The organism is Pseudoalteromonas luteoviolacea (genome assembly GCF_001750165.1).
GTDB classification, from domain to species: Bacteria; Pseudomonadota; Gammaproteobacteria; order Enterobacterales; family Alteromonadaceae; genus Pseudoalteromonas; species Pseudoalteromonas luteoviolacea_G.
On the sequence record NZ_CP015411.1, the window covers coordinates 4,620,365 to 4,640,628 of the forward strand.

Sequence of the window (20,264 nt, forward strand, 5' to 3'; positions counted from 1 at the left end):
CTCTTTTTTTAATTCAATATTAGGACTAGATACAGGACGAGAAGTCAGCCAAAAAATTCACTGTAAAGCCAGATTTATATTCCTAATTGAGAAAGATTTAAAGACGACACCCAATTTATCATGCCGTTATTATCTCGTTTTATTTCTATCTCATGCCTGCGCACACCATTTAAAAATCCCAGCTCAAACAATAGGTAAAAAATTACAATGGATAAGAACACTAAATCTTTTTGCCATTGACACGTCTTTAACACACATTCGCGGCTGACCCTCACGTCAGCAGCAGTTAAATGACAACGCAAAAAGGTTAAATTATGCATGCAGGCGAAATATCTAACTTAGCGCAGGCTCAGTCTCTAGGCGAGTTTCTGCTCGATCAGGATTGTCTCTTTGTGTCAGGTGATAGCTGTTTACTTGGACAAGGTATAAAACATCGATTTAATTTGCCCATAGCGAACACCGACTATTTGGTGAATGAATTGCAAGCACAGCTACAACAGCATAAGGGCGATAATGACAATGCCATCGCTTTTGGTGTCCTGCCTTTTTGCAAATATCAAACTGCACAGTTTATTATTCCAAAGCACGTTGCTAGATGGGATAAAAGTGTTTTTAGTCAGTGGTTAAATACACAAACTACAGACGCCAATCAACACGAAAATAAACTAAGAAATGTTAACTACCTTCAAGATCGAAATCATTTCGAGCAAACGGTAACACAAGCAAAGTACTTATTTGAATCGGCACTACTAGAAAAAATCGTACTCAGTAAGCAGGTTGAATTAGAATTTGAGCACCCTCTAGACCGCAAGCATGTATTAAATCAGCTTCTCACACAAAGCCAGTCAGGTTATCACTTTGCATTCCCCACAGAGCAAAGTTCTGTTCTGATGGGTGTCAGTCCTGAACTACTGCTGAGAAAGCAGGACGAAACGGTGAGTAGTAACCCACTGGCAGGGTCGATCCCAAGAGATCCGTGCAGTAAAGTGGAGGCACAACGAAGAGCTGCCTTGTTCAATTCTAAAAAGGATAGGCATGAGCATGCTGTCGTCATCGACGATATGCGCCAATTGTTAGCACCTGTATGCGACAACCTATCGATCCCAGCCGAACCTTCTTTATTGCACACTGCCACCATGTGGCATCTATCCACCGTGATCTCGGGACATTTAAAAGATCCTGACACCCATATTTTAGATTTAGCCAATCAACTACACCCTACCCCCGCGCTCTGTGGTAAACCAACTAAACCTGCTTATCAGCATATTTTAGAGCTGGAAGGTCATGGCCGAAACCTATTTTCAGGGATCATTGGTTGGTGTGATCAGCAGGGCAATGGTGAATGGGTCGTGGTGATCCGCTGTGGAGAACTTAAAGATCACGTTGCTAAATTATTTGCAGGTGCCGGCATTGTCGCCGCCTCAGATCCTAGCTCTGAATGGCTAGAAACCGAAGCTAAACTCAAAACCATGCTGAACGCACTGTCTGTCCAGCAAGCCTATACTCAGTTTAACAAGTAACATTATGCGTATCGAATATACACCTTGGCCAGCAGAGCTGGCTCAACAATACCGCGCCAAGGGTTATTGGCAAGATAAGCCGCTGACGAGTATCTTATCCGATCAGCTCCCAAACAATAGCCAGGGTATTGCCGTTGCAGACGGACAACGCCAACTTAGCTATGCCCAATTAGATAGTTATAGTGATAACCTAGCAGGCTACCTTGCCAACCAAGGCTTAGTGGCAGGAGATACCGCTGTAGTACAACTCCCTAATTGTCTTGAGTTTTATATCACTTACTTTGCGTTGATAAAACTTGGCGTTGCACCTGTCTGCGCTCTGTTCAATCACCAGCGCACAGAGTTACAAAGTTATTGTGAGATTTTGCAGCCAAAAGCCATGATTGTGTCTTCTGCCCATACCTTATTTGGTGATGAGCAATTCACTCATGAATTATTTAATCGTTTCGCTTGTTTAAACAAGATCATCACAGATCACAGCAAAGGTAATAGCGAACTTAAACAAGGTTATTTAAACAAGCACCCCTTTGCAGCGCCTGAACTTAATCCAGAAGACGTGGCATTTTTTCAGCTTTCAGGTGGCAGCACAGGCACCCCAAAGTTGATCCCTCGTACCCATAATGACTACCTGTATTCTGTCGTTGCGAGTAAAGAAATCTGCAAACTCGATGGAGAAACCCGTTATTTATGTGCACTGCCTGCACCACATAACTTTCCGCTTAGCTCACCGGGTGCTTTAGGTGTGTTTATTGCCGGTGGCACCGTGATCTTAGCCAGCGATCCCAGTCCTGCAATTTGTTTTGAGCTGATAGCGCACTATGCTGTCACGCACACAGCCTTAGTACCACCGGCACTACAGCTGTGGTTACAACATGCACCAGCCAGTCAGCACGATCTCAGTAGTCTAAACGTGATCCAAGTCGGTGGCGCGAAACTCAGCCGCAATGTTGCAGAGCAAGTCACACCAATTTTAGGGTGTCAGCTACAACAAGTCTTTGGCATGGCAGAGGGTCTCGTAAATTACACCCGCTATGATGATGATCCAGAACTGATCCTCACCACACAAGGGCGTCCGATCAGCGAACACGATGAAATTAAAATTGTCGACGAGCATGGTAACAGCGTATCCCAAGGTGAATCAGGACGACTCATGACGCGCGGCCCATACACATTTAGGGGCTATTACAAATCACCTACGCACAATGCCTCCGCCTTTGATGACGATGGATTTTATAGCTCAGGCGATATTGTCAAACAACTGCCCTCAGGTCACTTAGTGGTCGAAGGTCGAGATAAAGATCAAATCAACCGAGGCGGCGAAAAAATCGCTGCAGAAGAAGTCGAAAACCATCTACTTAGTCACCAAAACATTCAACAAGTGGCCATTGTGTCTATGCCTGATGATACGCTGGGTGAGAAAAGCTGTGCCTTTGTGGTTGCTGATCAAGACATCAAATTGACCACCCTTATTCTGCGCAAGTACCTGCGCCAACTCGGCATTGCTGACTATAAAGTGCCAGATAAATTTAAGTTCGTAACCCAACTACCGTTAACAGCCGTAGGCAAAGTCGATAAAAAAGCCTTGCGTGCCACGTTCGAATAACAGAGAAAACCATGAGCATTCCAAAGTTAAATCACTATCCGTTACCACGCGATGCGGAGTTACCTGAAAACCGAGTGAATTGGGACATAGATCCCAACCGCGCTGCTTTGTTGATCCATGATGTACAACATTATTTTGTGGGTTTTTATGGAGATGACAATCCGCTGATCGACACCATGATCCAAAATATTCAAGCGCTCAAAGCACACTGCTACGAGCACGATATTCCAGTGTATTATACCGCTCAGCCAATCAAACAAGGTAAACATGAACGCGGCTTATTATCGGATATGTGGGGACCAGGTTTACAGGATCCAGCACAGCAACCAATCGTCGATGCACTGGCACCAACAGATAAAGATGTCGTGCTCACCAAGTGGCGTTACAGTGCATTTCAAAAGTGCGACTTTGAACAGCAATTACGTGACAAACAGCGCGATCAGCTGTTAATTGTCGGGATCTACGGCCATATTGGCGTTATGACTACCGCTGTAGATGCGTTTATGCGCGATATAGAGCCATTCGTAGTCGCCGATGCTATCGCTGATTTTACGAAAGAAGAGCACATGATGGCACTGAACTTTGTGGCACAGCGCTGCGGTAAAGTGGTCTCCATGTCAGAGATCCTAGGCACCCAGACTCAAGATCTGACTTCGTTAGAGGGATTGAAAGCCCATATTTTAACCCTGATCGACTGCGAAGAAGATGAGTTTGACGAACATGAAAGTCTGATCGACTATGGCTTAGATTCCGTGCAGGTAATGAACCTCATCTCGTTGTGGCAACAACAGGGCATTGAAACCAACTTTATTGAACTGGCTCAGATCCCAACTCTCGCGGCTTGGGTAGAGCTGCTTGAAGAGCGTAAGGAAGACTAATGATTTATCCTCTTCCACTTACTGACTCGCAGCACGCCATGTGGTTGTTGCATACCATCAGTGGTCGGGGTGAGCTTTTTAATGTTGCCGAGTGTTTAGAGTTTAAAGGGAAGATCTCGGCAAGTTGGCTACAACAAGCATTGCAACATGTTTGGCAAGCAAGCGATATGCTTGCTTGTCGTTTTGTGAGCGATGACAGTTATACGCCTCAGCTTCACCATGACAACACGGTACCCCACATCACCTGTCAAGATATCACGCAAGACCCGGATAATGTGCTCTCTTTTGCGCAGCAGTTTGCCCAACCGCATTTAGCAGAGCCGTTTAACCTTGCACAAGACACCTTGATGAAATTATTTTTGCTGCGCGGCCCGCAGCAAGATTACCTGCTGATCGTAGCACATCACCTGCTGTTAGATGGCTATGGCTTTGGTTTATTCTCACAATCACTTAATCGCTGCTACAATGCGCTGAGTAAAGGTAAACCACTGCCCAAATTGCGCTTCACAGAGCAACAAGAGCTGCTCGAATTACAACACAGTGAAGGCTATCAAACCCAGCAAAATCAAGCGAGAGATACCCTCAATCAGTGGCTCGATAACGTGGAAAATGTCTACTCGTTTAGTACTGAAAAAGCAGATGTTTCTGAACCAAATCATCGCCTGACAAGTACGTTCTCACAATCCGTTTGGCATACTATCCAATCTGCAGCACAAGTGACCAAAACGACCAGCAGTGAAATACTGCTTGCGGCCATCGCTGCAACCTTGGTGGAGCAACATCAGCAGAATCAAGTTACGCTAGGACTAGTGATGATGAACCGTCAGGCCATTGTGGAGTTGAGTAGCCCGTGTGTGCAAAGTAATGTCCTACCTCTTCCACTAGAATTGCATGACCATGACGATTTAAGCGCTGTGGCACATCAAGTCAATCAGCAGATCAAGGCGTTGAAAAAAGTGCAAAGCTATCGTGTTGAATCACTCAAACGGGATCGTCAAAAACAAGGAAAGTCTCTCAATATTATTGGTCCTACAATTAATTTACTGCCGTTTGCCAGTACCCCTAAATATGCCGGTGTAGAAACGAGCAGCCACATTCTAAGTGCAGGTACCACAGACGATATTATGTTACAGATCCACCTGCTGGGTGACGCGCCTGCAACCGTTGATTTTGACAGCAATATCGCACGCTACGACACAGCCGCGGTCAAAACCATTCAAACCCGCATATTTGCGGCAGCACATTTGTGGGCAACTCAGCCAAAACTGTCTCTCAAATCCCTATGCAAGCAACTTAGTCAATGTAACTTAGAGGCCCCATAGATGGATTTTCAACATGCACTCACTTCAGAATACAACCAGCAGGTTGTATGGATCACCGGCACTGGGCAGGGTATTGGTCTTGCGGTTGCAAAGCAATTTGCTGCTTTGGGGGCCAAGGTCATTGGCTTTGATCGTCAATTTAGCGACACCAGCATGCTGTTCAAGCATGTGCTGTGTGACCTGTCAGCACCTGAGCAACTCTCTCATACGCTAGAGGAGCTAATCCAGCACGGATTAGCGCCTTATAATCTTGTATATGTCGCAGGTGTGCTTGAAATGGGCGGGCTTGACGAGCTCAATCTGGCACAGTGGCAGCATTGCCAAAACGTTAATGCAGCAAGCTTATTTGTGTTTATCCAGCAGTGTACCAAACACTTTAAACAAACCCGCCAGGGTAGCATTGTTACCATAGGATCCAATGCAGCAAAGACACCTAGGCAATACATGGGCGCTTACTGCGCATCTAAAGCTGCAGCGACACAACTGACGCTTACCGCAGGCATTGAGCTGGCAAACTTTGGCGTCCGCTGTAATGTTATCGCGCCGGGCTCCACACTGACACCGATGCAAACCGGTATGTGGCAAGATGAGCAAGGTGCACAACGCGTCATCGAAGGCTTTGCCGAGCAATATAAACTGGGTATTCCACTGCAAAAAATCGCAACGCCTGAAGAAATTGCCAACACGGCTGTTTTCATCGCGTCGAACTTATCTTCGCACACCACAATGCAAGTGCTTACCATTGATGGTGGCGCTACTTTTTGACCACACACACCAAAGCCACCTATCCTTAGCGGGTGGCTTTTTTCTGTATTTATCAGCCGCTTTCTATTTAAATTCTAATCACTGCAGGCCTTAATTACCCACAAAAAAGCCCCACATCAGTGAGGCTTGGTGCTGCGAATATACACATCGGAGCGCCCGAGGGCACTTCATATCACGTATTAGAACGTATAAGTCACTTGCGCAGAGAAGCTGCGAGGGTCGCCAGGACGAACTGAAATAAAGGCTATTTTCGCATTATATTCTTTATCAAATAGGTTATGAATATTGAATTTAGCACTCAATGATTCATTGAACTCATAATAAGCTGAGAAACCAGCCAGAACGTGCGAATCTACTGGTACGTATTCATATGGACCTAAACCAATAAAGCCCTCTCGCTCACCAGCGTAATTGACGTAGCCACCGACTCTCAGTTTATCAAACTCATAAAAAGTACTAAAACTTGCAATTCTGTCAGGTACAACTCGTGATACACGACCTGCTAATTCATTCGGATTCGTTACATCCGTATCAGAGAATGATAAGGATGCAAACCACTGTTCAGTGAAGTATCCCGATACTTCAACTTCATAACCTTCAGACTCAATACCACTTTGGCCAATATAGTACACATTGCCATCAGAGTGCTTTCCAGCAACGACACCATAGTTTTCTTGTGTAATATTGAAGTAAGCTAAATCTAAACTCAACGTGTTATCAGTATTAGAGTATCTAAATCCGATTTCTTGGTTTTCACCTCTGAGCGGTTCTAGCAAGGCACCAGCTTTATTATATTGCTGAGGTTGATCAAAAATATCAGTATAGCTTGCGTAAACAACCGCTTGCTCGTTTATCTTGTATACACCGCCATAGTATAAACTTGTATCAGAGAAGGTTTTGTCTGTAACGGTACCGTTGTTTAAACTATAAGAATCAATATCTTTGCGATTTGCACCCAATAGCACGTTAAAGTTATCTAACAGTTGAAGGTTAAGCGCAACGCGTGCACTTTGAGATCCTATTTCAGCGCTACGTACTTGCGGCTGTGCATAATTATAATCAGGCTTTGCTGGTTTTGGCTCTGGCGACTCATTGCTGTGTTCAGCACCTAAATTACCCGTCACCCTTGAAAGCGGTCTAAACGTATAACCCAATTCTTCAAAATTGGTATCCGCTAGTGTGACGTTCACTGTATGCGTTTGACCAAACAAATCAAACTGACCATTCACACCAAGTTCTGCACGATCAGTTTCAAAATCAGAATCTGTTTCGTAAGTAAATAGTGCGTAATCACCCGTCGGAGATGGGTGCCAATCAAGACCTGCGAACACTTTTTCTTCATCAAGCGTTGAATGGTGTAGTTTTGCAACTACAGACCAATCGTCATTGATTTCATATCGCAGTTCACCAGTTAGGTTTTCTTGCGTTGAATCTTGGGTGCTCCAATCAGGGTAAATATTGGCTTCGATACCGATTTGGATAGGGTCGCCATTGGCAAATTGCAGTGGTAAACCATCTGATTTAGCACTTTGACCATCATCTTGATAACTTGCAAAAACAGATACTTGCAGTGCATCCGTAATATCAGCACTGAGCGTTGTATAAAATGTCTTACGATCGGCATTGTAGCGATCAACAAATGAATCCGTATCTTCTAATGCAACAACAGCACGCGCACGCACTGAACCGCTATCGGTTAAAGTCGTATTGAAATCGGCTTCGCCGCGCATCTTGTTCCACGAGCCATACTCTGCTGTGACATAGCCACCAGTGCCATTGTATGCACGCTTTTGGACTAGGTTAACCGTACCAGAAGGCTGGCCAACTTCTTGAAGCATACCCGTTGAACCACGGATCACTTCTACCGTTTCGAATATACTTGTATCTAATAGAGTCGCTTGCAGAGGACGCGCAGCCGTACCCATACCATCAATCAAGAAGCGGTTCATTTCGAAACCACGCGCGAAAACAAAGCGTTCACGACTGTCTAATGATGTTTCTGAGTATACACCGGCACTATGCGTAAGAGCGTCACCAATAGAGTTAATATCATGAAAATCCATGAACTCTCGGTCAATCACAGAGATTGATTGCGGCGTATCGCCGATTGCAAGTGGCAGTCCTGTTGCCCCTACATCGCGGTGGTGTTTGCCAACCACCTCAATTCGTTCCATATCTAATTTAGCATCGTCTGCTAATACTACTGAAGAACTACCTGCTAGTAGTCCAATACACACCGCTTTTGCAATCATAGAATATTGCTTCATACGCCGTTTGACTCCCTTATCCTAGTCGAGATAAAAAATGCTGATTTACTGAAGGGCAGACGAAGCGGTACATTAAAAATTTAGCGACTTTATATCATTTGTTGTGACAAAAGAGCGGATGCAAAAATAAGTGCATAAATATCAACTGCTTATAAAGTGAAAATATTTATGATTATTTTTATATTATTGATATATATCAGAATTTAACCAAATTCATTTATACCAAATAACAAAATAAACAGCCCACCCATTGGCATTAAATACTTTGCAGCAAGTACACAATGCGCTCGATAATTGGCCTGCATAGAAAAATGAAAAGCGACACCAGCGATAACGACAATACTCATCAGTTCCGTGAACGTGATCACAGTATGAAAGTCTAAACCAAATAAATCTAAACTCAGCCATATCCCACCACGCACCAATAGCCAACCAACAAACAACCCGAGTATGACCCCTATATTTAAAACGCGCATTACAATACCCCGCCAATTGCCGCTAATACGAGCAGCATCAAAATCGGTGTTGTCCCACGGTGGTGACCCATCATCACCACCAAAGGCAGACCGATACTCAAGGCAAATAACACCAAAAATAGCGCCGCGATGAGACCAAGTTGAAAGTAATAAAAAGCGCTCAATGCGATGACACTCACCGTTAACATCCATGATGGCTTCACATGCTTAAAAGTCTGTTGCATTATGGTCACTTTGCCATAGGGCCAATACTTAGAGCTTGCAAACAACACCAAACCTATCAACAAAAAACTAAGCAAGGCGATCATTGGCAGGCTCCAAATCAAGTGCGCGTTTCTTTGCTTTATCAGTGACTCGCACCACAATGGTTGCCAAGCCAAAACTCAAACCTGACAGCGCAATGAAAGCAATATTGATGGTCAGCAGGTCTTTACTGACAAAACTGTAGATTTCATGCCCCAGAAGTAGGCGTATGACATCAATACAAGGCAAGATTAAAAACAGCGCACCAGACACTTGTAAAACCGCATGAGCAGACTCTTTTGCCTGCTTGAAATAACACGTCAACAAACCACAGCCGAGTAAGCTGACAATCACAATCAACTGATTTGTCAGCACAGTTAATGGCTCGCCTTGGCTAAATAGTCGAGTGCAAACCAACAGCAATGCAATAGCGAATAATGCGCCGCAGGTGCCCGCTTCCAAGCATGCACGCTGCAATCGAAATAAGACTTGCCCAGCACGTTTGGGTTCTCGAATCGCCAACCAATACAAATTACCAATTAACATCGCTGCAATCGCCATCAGGGCTAGGATGAAATAAAGTAAATTTGAAAACTTACCAAGTAAATGCCCTTCATGTAACTGGATCATAATGTTGTATACATCATTCACAGGCCTTCTCTGTGGTTCATAAAGTAAATTGCCATGTACATCATAAAAGGCGGTGACAAACTCAAAGCTGCGATCAGACTCACCACTGACACGCAGACGGATCCATGGGCCCGGATAAATATCAAAGCGCGCGATCCGCATATCGGGATATGCCTTTTGATAGTCAGAGATCACTTCATTGAGGCGCGCTGCGCTCAGCTTTGCGTCCATGTCATAATTGTCCGGTTTACGTGGAAATCCCAATTCATCCCAGTAGCTTTCGCCACTTTTTTCGGCATATTTATGATACATCGGGGCATTTATCTCATAACCGACATTAAAATAGGCGCTGCTCCAACCATACATCAACATAAACAACAGTACACCTAAGCCCAATAACACATGGCTATCTTTAAACACATCGCGAGATTTGCCATTAGCGCGATACTGATGAAACTTTTTCACTAAGTCTCGCCAGCGGATCCAAATGCCGCTTATAGTCACCATAATCAAGAAAATACAGGCTAATGCAATGATATCTGTGCCAATATGCGTCATAAAATTAATATGCCAAAAATACAGAAAATCTGCCGCAGCTTGCTGCTGCGCGCTGTCTTGACCAAAAAGCTGTTGCGTTTGATTGTTATAAAGCAGTCGATCATCATGACCGACGTAAATTTGAAATAAGTGATAGTGCTGAGGGTCAGTTGTTAAGGTAATACGTTGCTGCGCAAAATCGGGGATTTTTACCATCATATCAGTGACTGCACTTTGCCAAGACATATCGCGCTCAATTTGCTGATCTTGATGCCATGCAAACTGCCAGTTTAATAGCTGCCCTCGGAAAAAAAGTAAACTGCCACAGACAAAAACGATAGTGAGAATACAGGCGCTGATAGCCCCTAAAACGGAATGCTGCTTGGTTAGCCGAGTTAGCATTTTTTTATCCATAAACTCCCTCCTGTTTATTTCAGGCTGTGCATTTAAAGTCAGTTTTAGACAGCCAAAACCACACCATCAGGCAGGACGAGAAGCGTTTATAGAAATTTAGAAAAATAAGATAAAAAACATGAAAAGGGGCGTTTGTTACCCAAACTCCCCGATATATCAGCCTAGTTGTGAACAGATAGCATTAGCTAGTTTGTGTCGCAACCGCATTCAATAACTGCGGGTGACGCACCACCTCATGGTGTCCAACATCGAGCTGTTCAACCACCATTGATACGCCATTATTTGCTAACTCCGTGCTATACGCATCAATATCTCTCGCCAAACGCTCTGCTGACCACAAGACATGTGTTGGCAATGTTTCAGGCAGGCTTGGTAAAGTGCATTTCACCGCGCGCAGTGCTTTCAAGCGCTCACTCTTGTTAAAGGTATCCGCCAATTGCTGTGCATTGATCGCACTGTAAGGCGGCGGTAACGTATCCGCAACCGATTGCCAAAATGCCTGCAAATGTGCGCTTAATGTGCCGCTATCAAGCTCACTGTTACCAAGCAGTGGCGCAAAATAACTGTCTACGCGTTGTGTCCACGCTTCGCCGCCGTTATCCACCACCAGCGTTAAAAATTCGCTGACGGCTTCTAACTGTGTCACGCTGCGCATTTGTGCGGTTGGGATCCACGAATCAGCCAAGAACAATCGCGTGACATGTTGCCCTGCTGCCTCCAACAAGGCAGCCACTTTTGCTGCTAATAAGCCGCCCATAGACCAGCCCAACAATTCAATATGCTGCCCATCAAATTGCGTGATAATTTTGTCCGCGTAGCTTTGGGCCAACGCATCAAAGTCATCCACAGCAAGGTCGATATCATTTGGCTCAAGGGCAAATAAGTTGACGTGCTCATTTAAGTGCTCTGCCAGTGCACGATAACTCAGGGTCAACCCTAAGCCATCATGGAAACAAATAACTTGACGATTACCCGCTTTATGGCTGTTCAATGGTGTGATCTGTCCGCCACGCTCACTGCTAAGTAACTCAGCCAATTTAGCGACACTCGGCGCTTGGAACAAAACACCTAAATCAAAGTGTAGGTCCGACGCTTCTCTATCGGCCCAGCGCTTAACCAGCTTGATGGCCGCGATGGAATGCCCGCCTAATTGGAAAAACGACGCGTTGCGGCTGACTTTATCTAGCTCCAGCACTTGTGCAAATACCGCTGCGAGTTTTTCTTCTAACTCCCCTTGCGGTGCTTCATAGACCAGTGTCTGACTGGCAAATGAAGGCAGCGCTTTACGATCAACTTTCCCGTTACCCAACCGTGGCCACTGTGCAACCACCATAAAGGCAGAAGGGATCATCGCCTCAGGTAGACTCTGCAACAAGGTATTTTTTAGCGCTTGCGCCGCTTCACTATCCAGTGCTCCATCTTCATAAAGGTTGGCAATAAGGTAGGCATTTATACGCACTTGTCCATCCACTTTATCAGCAACTACAAGCGCATGTTCAATGCCCTCTACTTGCTCAATGCAAGCAGCCACTTCCCCTAACTCAATCCGAAAACCACGCACTTTCACTTGGTCATCTTTACGTCCTAAGATCATCACCGAGTTGTCCGGCATGTAACGGGCGAGATCGCCTGTTGCATAAACACGTTGATTAAATTCACCGTGCTCGGTAAATGCAGGGTGTTCTGGCTGGCCCAAATACCCTTCACTCAGCTGTGCACCAGCGATAAATAACTCGCCCACTTCACCATAACTACACAGTTCTCCTGCTTGGTTAAGCACATATGTATGCGTGCCGGCAAAGACTTTACTGAGCTTAGCCACGCCACCGTCGCCTGCCACATAACGATGGCACATCACCCCGATGGTGGCTTCACTTGGCCCATAGTGATTATAAATTTCACTGTGCGGCGCCCACTGCTGTAGTGAGCGCAAGAAGGTGTTTGGACACGCCTCACCACCCAGCACAATTTTTTGCGGGAAATAAGGCAATGCTTTTAAGTCACACAGCGCTTGTAGGTGAGAAGGCACAATTTTAATACAGTCAATCTGATGCTCAGATAAAAATGCACCAAACTCTGTGCTGTCCATACTTTGCTTTTCATTGGCAATACACAGTCGCTTACCAAGATATAACGCATTAAATAAACAGGTATACCCCAAGTCTGCTGCCACAGTTGCTGTTAACGCAAAATTATTTTGCTCTGACAAACTAAGCGCTTCACAGGATGCCGCACAATACGCACTCAACTGCTGCTGGCCAATACGTACGCCCTTTGGTGTGCCCGTCGAACCCGAAGTAAAAATACTGTAGGCCAAACTGGTTTCAAGTGAAGCAAGTGATGGCAGCTCAACATTACACTCAGCCTGCAATGTCATTAATGTCACACCTACTTGCCCTGATGGCGTTATCATGGTGGCATTGTCAAACTGAGCGACAACCTTGTCGACACGCGCCTGCGGCCAACTTGGGTCTAATGGCACAAAACCAAAGCCCGCCCGCATACTGGCAAGCATCGCCACAATTAAGTCCGTACTTCTTGGCAACAAGAGTAATACTGGCTGCGTTGAGTCAAGCTGTCTGGCCTTTAGCCCCTTAGCTGCATGCTCAACTTGCTGCCATAATTGGCCATAAGTAAGCGTGCTGTTTGCATCAGTGAGTGCCACAGTATCAGTGTCTGTGCTGGCAAAGCCCGCTACTCGTGAAATCACCGTTTCAGCAGGGGTTGCCAACTGGGCACCATTGATGGCCAAAAGCTGTGATTTATGACCATCACTTAATAGACTGATATCTGAAGATTGGGTATGTACCTGTGCAGATTGAATAACACGCAGTACCTGAGCCAATTGCGCCAGTAAGCTACTTACTGCTGCTGCAGAAAAACTGTTTTGGCAGTAATTTAATGTCAAAGTGCCCTGCTCAGACACCGCTAAGTTCAGTGCTTGATGTTGGCCCACCTGCCAATCAGGCTGCGCGCTGTGCAGCGGCACTACTGCATCTGTCGCATTAAGTGCAGTATTGAGCTGCGCCAAAGAAATACTTTGCGCTACTTGACGATGATTTTCACACTGCTCGTTTAGCGCACCTAGCCAGCTGTGCAGGCTCTGCTCTGGCTGATATTCAACGATCAGCGGTAAGCTTTTCGCATATCGGCCCAATGCGCCTTCAAACGCTTCGTCTTCAAGGCGGGGATCATAATGTAGTGCGGTCAAAAAGCGCGGCGTCGTTGCCAAACGCGCCATCAACCACCACCATGCATATTGCACTATGTTCTGCGGCGATATTTCCAATGTCTCTGCAAACTGTGCAACACTTTGCCACAGCGCAGCATCAATCTCATTTTGTACTTGCGTATAGCTGCGCTCACCTTCACTGACCGTGCCCATATTGTATGGTAACTGCAATGGCGCAGGGATATCCCCTGTTAAATAGTTTTGCCAGTAGACTTGCCCTGCTAGGCCATCTTCGTCATGTAACATTTCTTGCTGCCAAGCAACAAAATCCGGAAACTGTAGCGCTTCTTCATCATCCGGTTGGCCAGTGATGATAGCGGCGATGATTTCCAGTGATGATAAGTCCAACGCGCCGGCAAAACCGCGCAGCGCTAAATAGCTTTGCTCTGGAGTATTAATGCGAGTCAGATGAAGATTGCAGCCCACAGTAGGTGCAATCTCAACAGGAGAAGTCACCGCCAGCTGTGCCAAACTTGGCACACCAACCTGTGTCCACTCAATGCTATCCACTTTTATTTTGGCATCAATACTTGGTACAGCGCGCAGTCCTTTAAAGCCTTCAACTTGCTGATAATTTGAAGCCAAACTTAAATGAGATTGCACCAGCTCATCTGCATAGCGCTGGATCTCTTGCAAACTGGTTGAGCAAGGCACCAATAACTGAACAAGTGTTAAAGTGTTTTTGCCCTCAGTCACAAAGCGCTGCTGGTTTGCAGTCAGTACAACACCTTGTTGATATTCTTCGATATACTCTGTGATCATGCTAGGCACTCCTGCTCTGCTTGCGCTGTGTTGGCGTCAGCCAATTGTTGTTGAGATACCATATCCCCCATCGCAACGACAATTTTTCTTGGTTCTTCGTAAGGGTCACGGGCATGGGCTGCCAACATGTTATCAAGCATTACCACGTCGCCCTTTTGCCAAGCAAATCGGACCGCGCAGCGCTCATAAGCGTCACCGATCAGGGCCATTTCTTCATAACTGATCGGCGTCCCATCACCAAAAAACACATTGCGTGGTAAATACTCATGGCCAACCATTTCAATCAGATCCTTGCGCACGCTCTCTTCTAAACAAGACTCGTGATGCAGCTGCACCTGATTAAAGAAAGACGCTTCACCCGTTAGATGGTGCTTGATCACTCCATGGGTTTTAGTACGTGTTTGCAAGCCGCCATTTTCTAGCCAACGAAACTCGGTATTGCTGGCGGCCAGTCGCGCTTCCACCTCGGCTTTATCGTCAGTTTTATAAAAGTCCTGCCAAGCAACATCCAGATTTGGAATAAAGTTGCGCACATAAAGCAGTTCTTTTGCTTTGATTTTTTCCACTAGCTCCTGTGGTAATTCTTTGAGCATGCGGCGACAATCCACAATTGGCGTCGCACCGCCAACCACAGATGGCAACTCACAGAAGAACCATTGCTTGCGCGGCCACTTATCTAAGTGAGAGCTCTCATTGTGATACAAAATCATTTGGCGCTCAGGGTAAGGCGTCGACTTATAGGTTTTTTTACCGCCTTCTTTTTTCGGCAAGTCGCCATACTGGCCGTATAATCCCGGCTGGATCGCATCAGCAAATGACTCAAATTCTTGAGGTGATTGCAGCGCAAAATTTCTAAAAATAATGCCTCCGTACTGCTTTAAATAACCGTCGATCACATCACGGTTATTGCTTGCCCAGTTAATTGGGTCAAGATCAGGGGACGTCGGCTCTACGAGAATGGGAAACTGCTCAGTGTCTGGTAAAAAATACGTTTTTATCGGCGCAGCAGGTGCCTTCGCACGTTTTTTTAGACCTTTCTTTAATCCTGAAAATGAATTTCCGCGGGCGGCTTTTTGCATAGTTTTAAATTCCTGAATCATTGGCGAAATTACATTACGAACAGGCTGTTCGCTCATCTCCATGAGTTGCAATACGCATTGCTGCCAACGCCCCAACCATTGCTGCATACTCTCAGGGTTGTAAAGTTGTTTTCTAAACACCCACTGGCATTGCAACTCATCCGCCTCAATGACGAAAAGCGCACTGTCAAATTTACTGCTAATCGCACTGAGACTGTCGGCAGGTTCAAGGCTAATGTCATCCATCATCCATTGCTGCTGCGGGGTGTTTTGCATGACAAATAGCTGCTGCACTAATGGTTGAATATTGTTTACCCTTGGGGAGTCCAATAACTCAGTCAATGACTCCAGACCCAGTGCTTGATGGGCCATCACTTGCAGCGATAAAACTTGTATTTTTTTAATAAAATCAATTACTAAATCACTTTCATCAAGCTTGCTACGCTGTGGTAATACCCGCACAAAAAAGCCAATCAGGGCTTCAAGCGCTGGATTATCACGTCCTGCAAAGTCACTGCCAACCACCACATCAGGTTTATCGTTGATGGCATGTAAGAACAAGAAATAACCTGATAAGAGCAAGGCATTGAGTGATATTTGTTGCTCACTGGCAAACGCTTTTAAGCGCTTGGTTTGATCTGCATCAAATGCGCCCACCACCAAACCACCTTCATTACTCAATTGCACAGGGCGCGGGTAATGGTTTGGTAATGCACTGTTTGCCGGTGCCGCTGCCAGATGGTCACGCCAATAAGCTCTCAGCGCTTTCCCTGATTCACCACTGAGTAGCGTTTGCTGCCAGCTGGCATAATCCACATAATCGAACTGTAATGGCGACCAGCTCGGTGGTTGCTGACTGGCAAGCGCCTGATATGCGGTTGCCAAGTCACCAATTAATATGCTCATCGACCAACCATCGGAAATTATATGATGTGTGCTGACCGACAATTGGTACTCGTTTTCTTCAAGCCGAATAAGCATGGCGCGCAGCAACGGCGCTTGAGTCAAATCAAATGGCTGATTTTCAAAATCACGCTGCAATTGCTGGCTTTGCGCTGTGCGCTCGGCTTCATTTAAATGCATCAGTACCTTCACAGCCAGTTTAAAATCAAACTGCTCGCTGATTTGCATACTGGCTTCACCCAAGTGTTCAACAAAGCGCATGCGCAACGAGGCATGGCGTGCAATCACTAAGTCAAAAGCTTGCTGTAGCAAGTCAACATTCAGCGCGCCACGCAAGGTGACTGCACCTGAGATATTAAACGCGTGCTTGTCTTGCGCTTTTACCAGTTGATCCGATAACCACAAGCTCAGCTGCGCTGGAGCTAATTCATAACTCGGCTGAGCTGCGACTTTGACCAGCTGAGGTCGCTGAGTACTGTCTGCTTTGCTTAATAGCGTAGCTAAAGCAGCGACATTGGGTGCATCGAACACATCTTTTACTGTGCAGTTGCACTCGAGTGTCTCACTGATACGACTTGCCAATTGCAGGGCGCTAATGGAGTCACCGCCCAAGGTAAAGAAGTCATCTTCACGGCCAATCGGTGAAGTCTTAAGGACGGTTTGCCAAATATCGGCCAATTGCTGTTCTTGCTCGTTCGCAGGCTCAACATAGCCTTCACTTTGGCCATCCTGTGCTTTTGGCAAAGCATGTCTGTCAATTTTACCTGAATTATTCAGGGGCAATTTATCCAATACCATGATCACACTTGGCACCATGTACGGTGGCAATTGCGCTGCTAATTGTGCTTGTAGGGTACTGCTTTCAAGTCCACTCCCTGCCACATAAGCCACCAAGCGCGTGCCAGTTGGTAACGCTTCTGCTATTACCACGGCTTCAACTACATTTGGCTGCTGGTATAAGTGCGCTTCAATTTCACCTAGCTCAATTCTAAAACCACGGATTTTCACCTGATGATCAGTGCGTCCCAAGTATTCCAACTGGCCTAGGTAGTTGAACTTCACTAAATCTCCAGTGCGATATAAGCGACTGCCCATGTGGCAAAATGGGTTAGCAATGAAACGCTCCGCACTGAGCTCAGGACGATTTAAATAGCCACGGGCGAGACCATCGCCCGCAATATATAACTCACCGGCGACGCCACCTGGCACTGGATTTAAAGCGCCGTCTAAAACATAAAATTGATTCGCACGCACAGTTTCCCCAAGGTGAATATCGGGAGACACAACCTGCTGACAAGAAGACCAAATGGTGGTTTCGGTCGGTCCATACATGTTCCAAAGAGTCACTTGCTTTTCGAGTAACTCGGCTGCCAACTCCGCAGGGAGTGCTTCACCCCCACACAGACCTAATACAGGTTTTTCAATTAAGTTCTGCGCCAGCAAGGCACGCCATCCAGCTGGTGTAGCTTGGATCACAGAGACCTCCGCCAAGTTGGCGGTACTGAGCTGACTTTGCAGCTGAGCAATGCTTACCTTCGCTCCCGCATACAGCGGCAAATGTAACTCAAGGCCTGAAATATCAAACGACAAGGACGTCAGTGCCAACACCGTATCTTCTCGCTGCAAAGCAAATTTTTCCTGCATAGCCGCTAAAAAGTTACTGAGGTTTTGATGGCTAATGGCCACCCCTTTTGGCTTACCGGTTGAACCCGAGGTATAAATCACATACGCCAATTGCGCAGGGTGAATCATGATAGTCGGGGCTTTTTCAGCATAACCTTGTAAAGTTAACGTCGCTGTATTGCACTGTTCAACCTCTGTCTTCACTGATTCTGAGAGGTTATGCAGCACCAACTGAGCACCACTGTGCGCAAGGATATAGTCAATGCGTGATTGCGGTAACTTGGGGTCTACAGGCACATAAACGCCACCAGCACGCAGTACTGCCAACATGGCCACTAGCATCTCCACACCCCGTTCATACATCAGCGCGACTTTTTGCTCGCTCTGCAAGCCCTCAGCTAACAGGTAATTGGCTAATTGCGCGCTGCATGTATCAAGCTGTGCATACGTCAGTGAAGTACCTTGCAAATCTGATGCTGCAATGTGATTCTGATGCATGGCAAAATTCTGTGTCAACACAGACAAGTAATCCGCGGCTGGCGCAACTTGCTCTGCCTTTGCTGGCACCGCTTCTACTACCACGTTCCCAAGCGCAACATCTGGTGCACTGATCAGCTTGGAGACAAATGCGCTAAAGGATGCCAATAAGCGCTCCAACACAGGCATGTCATAGTATTTTGGATCGCCTTCAAATTGGATCAATAAGGTATCTGCTTGCTCAATCACTTCTAATGAAAGCGGAAACTTAGCTTCAAACTTATCGACCACAATGGGCGTCAGTGGTAGTGGCATCGGTCCATCACTGCTGGGCTTGTACTCTGAAAAGTTATACATGGCTTGGAAATGACTTTGCTCACCCATTTGCTGCCAACCAAGTTCTCTAGCCAACCATTCATATGGGATAAGCTGATGCTCAATAACCGTCAGGGTATGTTGTTGTACTGCGCGGGCAACCTCCACTAAGGTGCGCTCTGGCAATGATTCATTTTTATACAGCTGCGTATTGACAAAAAAGCCAACAATCTCGCTAATATCCGGATGATTTCTGGCAGCTGTCGGCACGCCCAATAAAAACTGCTGTGCGTCGCTAAAGCGAGACAACACTATCTGATACAGCGCCATGGTTAACGACGAAACTGTCAGGTTATGTTGCTGAGAAAGCTGTCTCAGTGCACGGGTTTGCTCGGCAGATAAGGGCGCTTTTGCCACCACGGCATAGCGCTCATCGCTCGCTTGCTCCGCTTTGGGGAGTGCAAGATGTTGCGGCTCAAAGTTCACATAGTCTTGCCAATACGAACACGCTTGCTGCCCCATTTCAGACTCAAGGGCATCGCGCTGCCACTGGGCATAATCTAAATATCGCAACTCAGCGGGTAATAGTGGCTCACCAAAATAGGCCCGTACTAAATCTCGTAAAATCAAATTCAATGACCACCCATCACTGGCAATATGATGGTTGTCTAACAGTAAAATCCCGCCTTTGCCATACGCCATCCAAGCGGCGCGCATTAACGGCGCACGGCGCAAATCAAACGGCTGAGCAAACCAATCTGTGACGATATTCGAGCCCAACACATCAACCGCTGCGCACGCCTGCAATGATGTATCTAACGTCAATATAGACAAGGGCACCTGTACATCTTCAACCAAGTACTGCCTTGGTGTATTGTCATGACTAAAGCGCGTTGCCAACGCCTGGTGGGTGTTTACCAAAGCGTTCAGCGCTGCTTGTAGTTTGTCGATGTCCAAAGCCGTCTCAATGTAAAAGGCACGGGGGACATTGTACGAAATCGACTCTGGGGTTAATTGCTGTTGTAGCCACAACCTTTGCTGTTGAAAAGACAGGTTGCCAAAAGTGTCTGGGTGTTTCGGGATCTGGTTATCAGCCTCTGGTTGCTCAGCAAGCAGCTCACCAAGTAATTCAAGGTCCAGTTCATCTGCAAGCACATCAAGAATATCGTCGTTGTTCATGTGTATCTCGAAAAAAGGAAAAGGGAGTCATCGACTCCC

11 protein-coding genes are annotated in these 20,264 nt (G+C 46.2%); 5 read left to right on the top strand and 6 right to left on the bottom strand.

Annotated elements, in window-relative coordinates:
• Nucleotides 1–314: 314 nt before the first annotated feature.
• Genes S4054249_RS19775 through dhbA form a run of 5 tightly spaced genes read left to right on the top strand, consistent with a single transcriptional unit; the run spans nt 315 to nt 6,088 of the window.
• Nucleotides 315–1,520 carry an isochorismate synthase gene (locus tag S4054249_RS19775; RefSeq protein ID WP_046354594.1) on the top strand — a complete coding sequence of 402 codons (1,206 nt, stop codon included), beginning with the start codon at nt 315–317 and terminating at the stop codon, nt 1,518–1,520.
• 4 nt (nt 1,521–1,524) lie between these two features.
• Nucleotides 1,525–3,123 (top strand): (2,3-dihydroxybenzoyl)adenylate synthase, encoded by a 1,599-nt coding sequence (locus S4054249_RS19780; RefSeq protein ID WP_046354593.1) that lies wholly within the window; start codon nt 1,525–1,527, stop codon nt 3,121–3,123.
• Nucleotides 3,124–3,134: 11 nt separating this feature from the next.
• On the top strand, nt 3,135–4,001 hold the full coding sequence (locus tag S4054249_RS19785) for an isochorismatase family protein (RefSeq protein ID WP_046354592.1): 867 nt from the start codon (nt 3,135–3,137) through the stop codon (nt 3,999–4,001).
• The gene (locus tag S4054249_RS19790) at nt 4,001–5,323 is read left to right on the top strand and encodes a condensation domain-containing protein (RefSeq protein WP_046354591.1); all 1,323 of its coding nucleotides are present in this window, start codon (nt 4,001–4,003) and stop codon (nt 5,321–5,323) included. Before S4054249_RS19785 ends, S4054249_RS19790 begins: the two co-directional genes overlap by 1 nt.
• Nucleotides 5,324–6,088, top strand: a complete 765-nt coding sequence (gene dhbA, locus S4054249_RS19795) for a 2,3-dihydro-2,3-dihydroxybenzoate dehydrogenase (RefSeq protein ID WP_046354590.1) — start codon at nt 5,324–5,326, stop codon at nt 6,086–6,088.
• A gap of 179 nt (nt 6,089–6,267) precedes the next feature.
• Here dhbA and S4054249_RS19800 read toward each other — a convergent pair whose 3' ends face one another.
• From S4054249_RS19800 to S4054249_RS19825, 6 genes are all read right to left on the bottom strand, one after another.
• Nucleotides 6,268–8,355, bottom strand: coding sequence for a TonB-dependent siderophore receptor (locus S4054249_RS19800; RefSeq protein ID WP_046354589.1), 2,088 nt, complete (start codon nt 8,353–8,355; stop codon nt 6,268–6,270).
• A 203-nt stretch (nt 8,356–8,558) separates the two neighbouring features.
• Complete coding sequence (locus tag S4054249_RS27010; protein WP_046354588.1) at nt 8,559–8,831, bottom strand: hypothetical protein; 273 nt, start codon at nt 8,829–8,831, stop codon at nt 8,559–8,561.
• Complete coding sequence (locus S4054249_RS27015) at nt 8,831–9,139, bottom strand: hypothetical protein (protein WP_046354587.1); 309 nt, start codon at nt 9,137–9,139, stop codon at nt 8,831–8,833. The genes S4054249_RS27010 and S4054249_RS27015 overlap by 1 nt, the downstream gene beginning before the upstream one ends.
• The gene (locus tag S4054249_RS19815) at nt 9,123–10,655 is read right to left on the bottom strand and encodes a PepSY-associated TM helix domain-containing protein (protein WP_046354586.1); all 1,533 of its coding nucleotides are present in this window, start codon (nt 10,653–10,655) and stop codon (nt 9,123–9,125) included. The genes S4054249_RS27015 and S4054249_RS19815 overlap by 17 nt, the downstream gene beginning before the upstream one ends.
• A gap of 181 nt (nt 10,656–10,836) precedes the next feature.
• Nucleotides 10,837–14,649, bottom strand: coding sequence for a non-ribosomal peptide synthetase (locus S4054249_RS19820; protein ID WP_046354585.1), 3,813 nt, complete (start codon nt 14,647–14,649; stop codon nt 10,837–10,839).
• Nucleotides 14,646–20,225, bottom strand: coding sequence for a non-ribosomal peptide synthetase (locus tag S4054249_RS19825; RefSeq protein ID WP_046354584.1), 5,580 nt, complete (start codon nt 20,223–20,225; stop codon nt 14,646–14,648). Before S4054249_RS19825 ends, S4054249_RS19820 begins: the two co-directional genes overlap by 4 nt.
• Nucleotides 20,226–20,264 lie beyond the last annotated feature (39 nt).

What these genes read in the sequence shown, in the direction of transcription:
- S4054249_RS19775 (WP_046354594.1), top strand. Translation starts at nt 315, where the DNA reads ATGCATGCAGGCGAAATATCTAACTTAGCGCAGGCTCAGTCTCTAGGC.
- S4054249_RS19780 (WP_046354593.1), top strand. Translation starts at nt 1,525, where the DNA reads ATGCGTATCGAATATACACCTTGGCCAGCAGAGCTGGCTCAACAATAC.
- S4054249_RS19785 (WP_046354592.1), top strand. Translation starts at nt 3,135, where the DNA reads ATGAGCATTCCAAAGTTAAATCACTATCCGTTACCACGCGATGCGGAG.
- S4054249_RS19790 (WP_046354591.1), top strand. Translation starts at nt 4,001, where the DNA reads ATGATTTATCCTCTTCCACTTACTGACTCGCAGCACGCCATGTGGTTG.
- dhbA (WP_046354590.1), top strand. Translation starts at nt 5,324, where the DNA reads ATGGATTTTCAACATGCACTCACTTCAGAATACAACCAGCAGGTTGTA.
- S4054249_RS19800 (WP_046354589.1), bottom strand. Translation starts at nt 8,355, where the DNA reads ATGAAGCAATATTCTATGATTGCAAAAGCGGTGTGTATTGGACTACTA.
- S4054249_RS27010 (WP_046354588.1), bottom strand. Translation starts at nt 8,831, where the DNA reads ATGCGCGTTTTAAATATAGGGGTCATACTCGGGTTGTTTGTTGGTTGG.
- S4054249_RS27015 (WP_046354587.1), bottom strand. Translation starts at nt 9,139, where the DNA reads ATGATCGCCTTGCTTAGTTTTTTGTTGATAGGTTTGGTGTTGTTTGCA.
- S4054249_RS19815 (WP_046354586.1), bottom strand. Translation starts at nt 10,655, where the DNA reads ATGGATAAAAAAATGCTAACTCGGCTAACCAAGCAGCATTCCGTTTTA.
- S4054249_RS19820 (WP_046354585.1), bottom strand. Translation starts at nt 14,649, where the DNA reads ATGATCACAGAGTATATCGAAGAATATCAACAAGGTGTTGTACTGACT.
- S4054249_RS19825 (WP_046354584.1), bottom strand. Translation starts at nt 20,225, where the DNA reads ATGAACAACGACGATATTCTTGATGTGCTTGCAGATGAACTGGACCTT.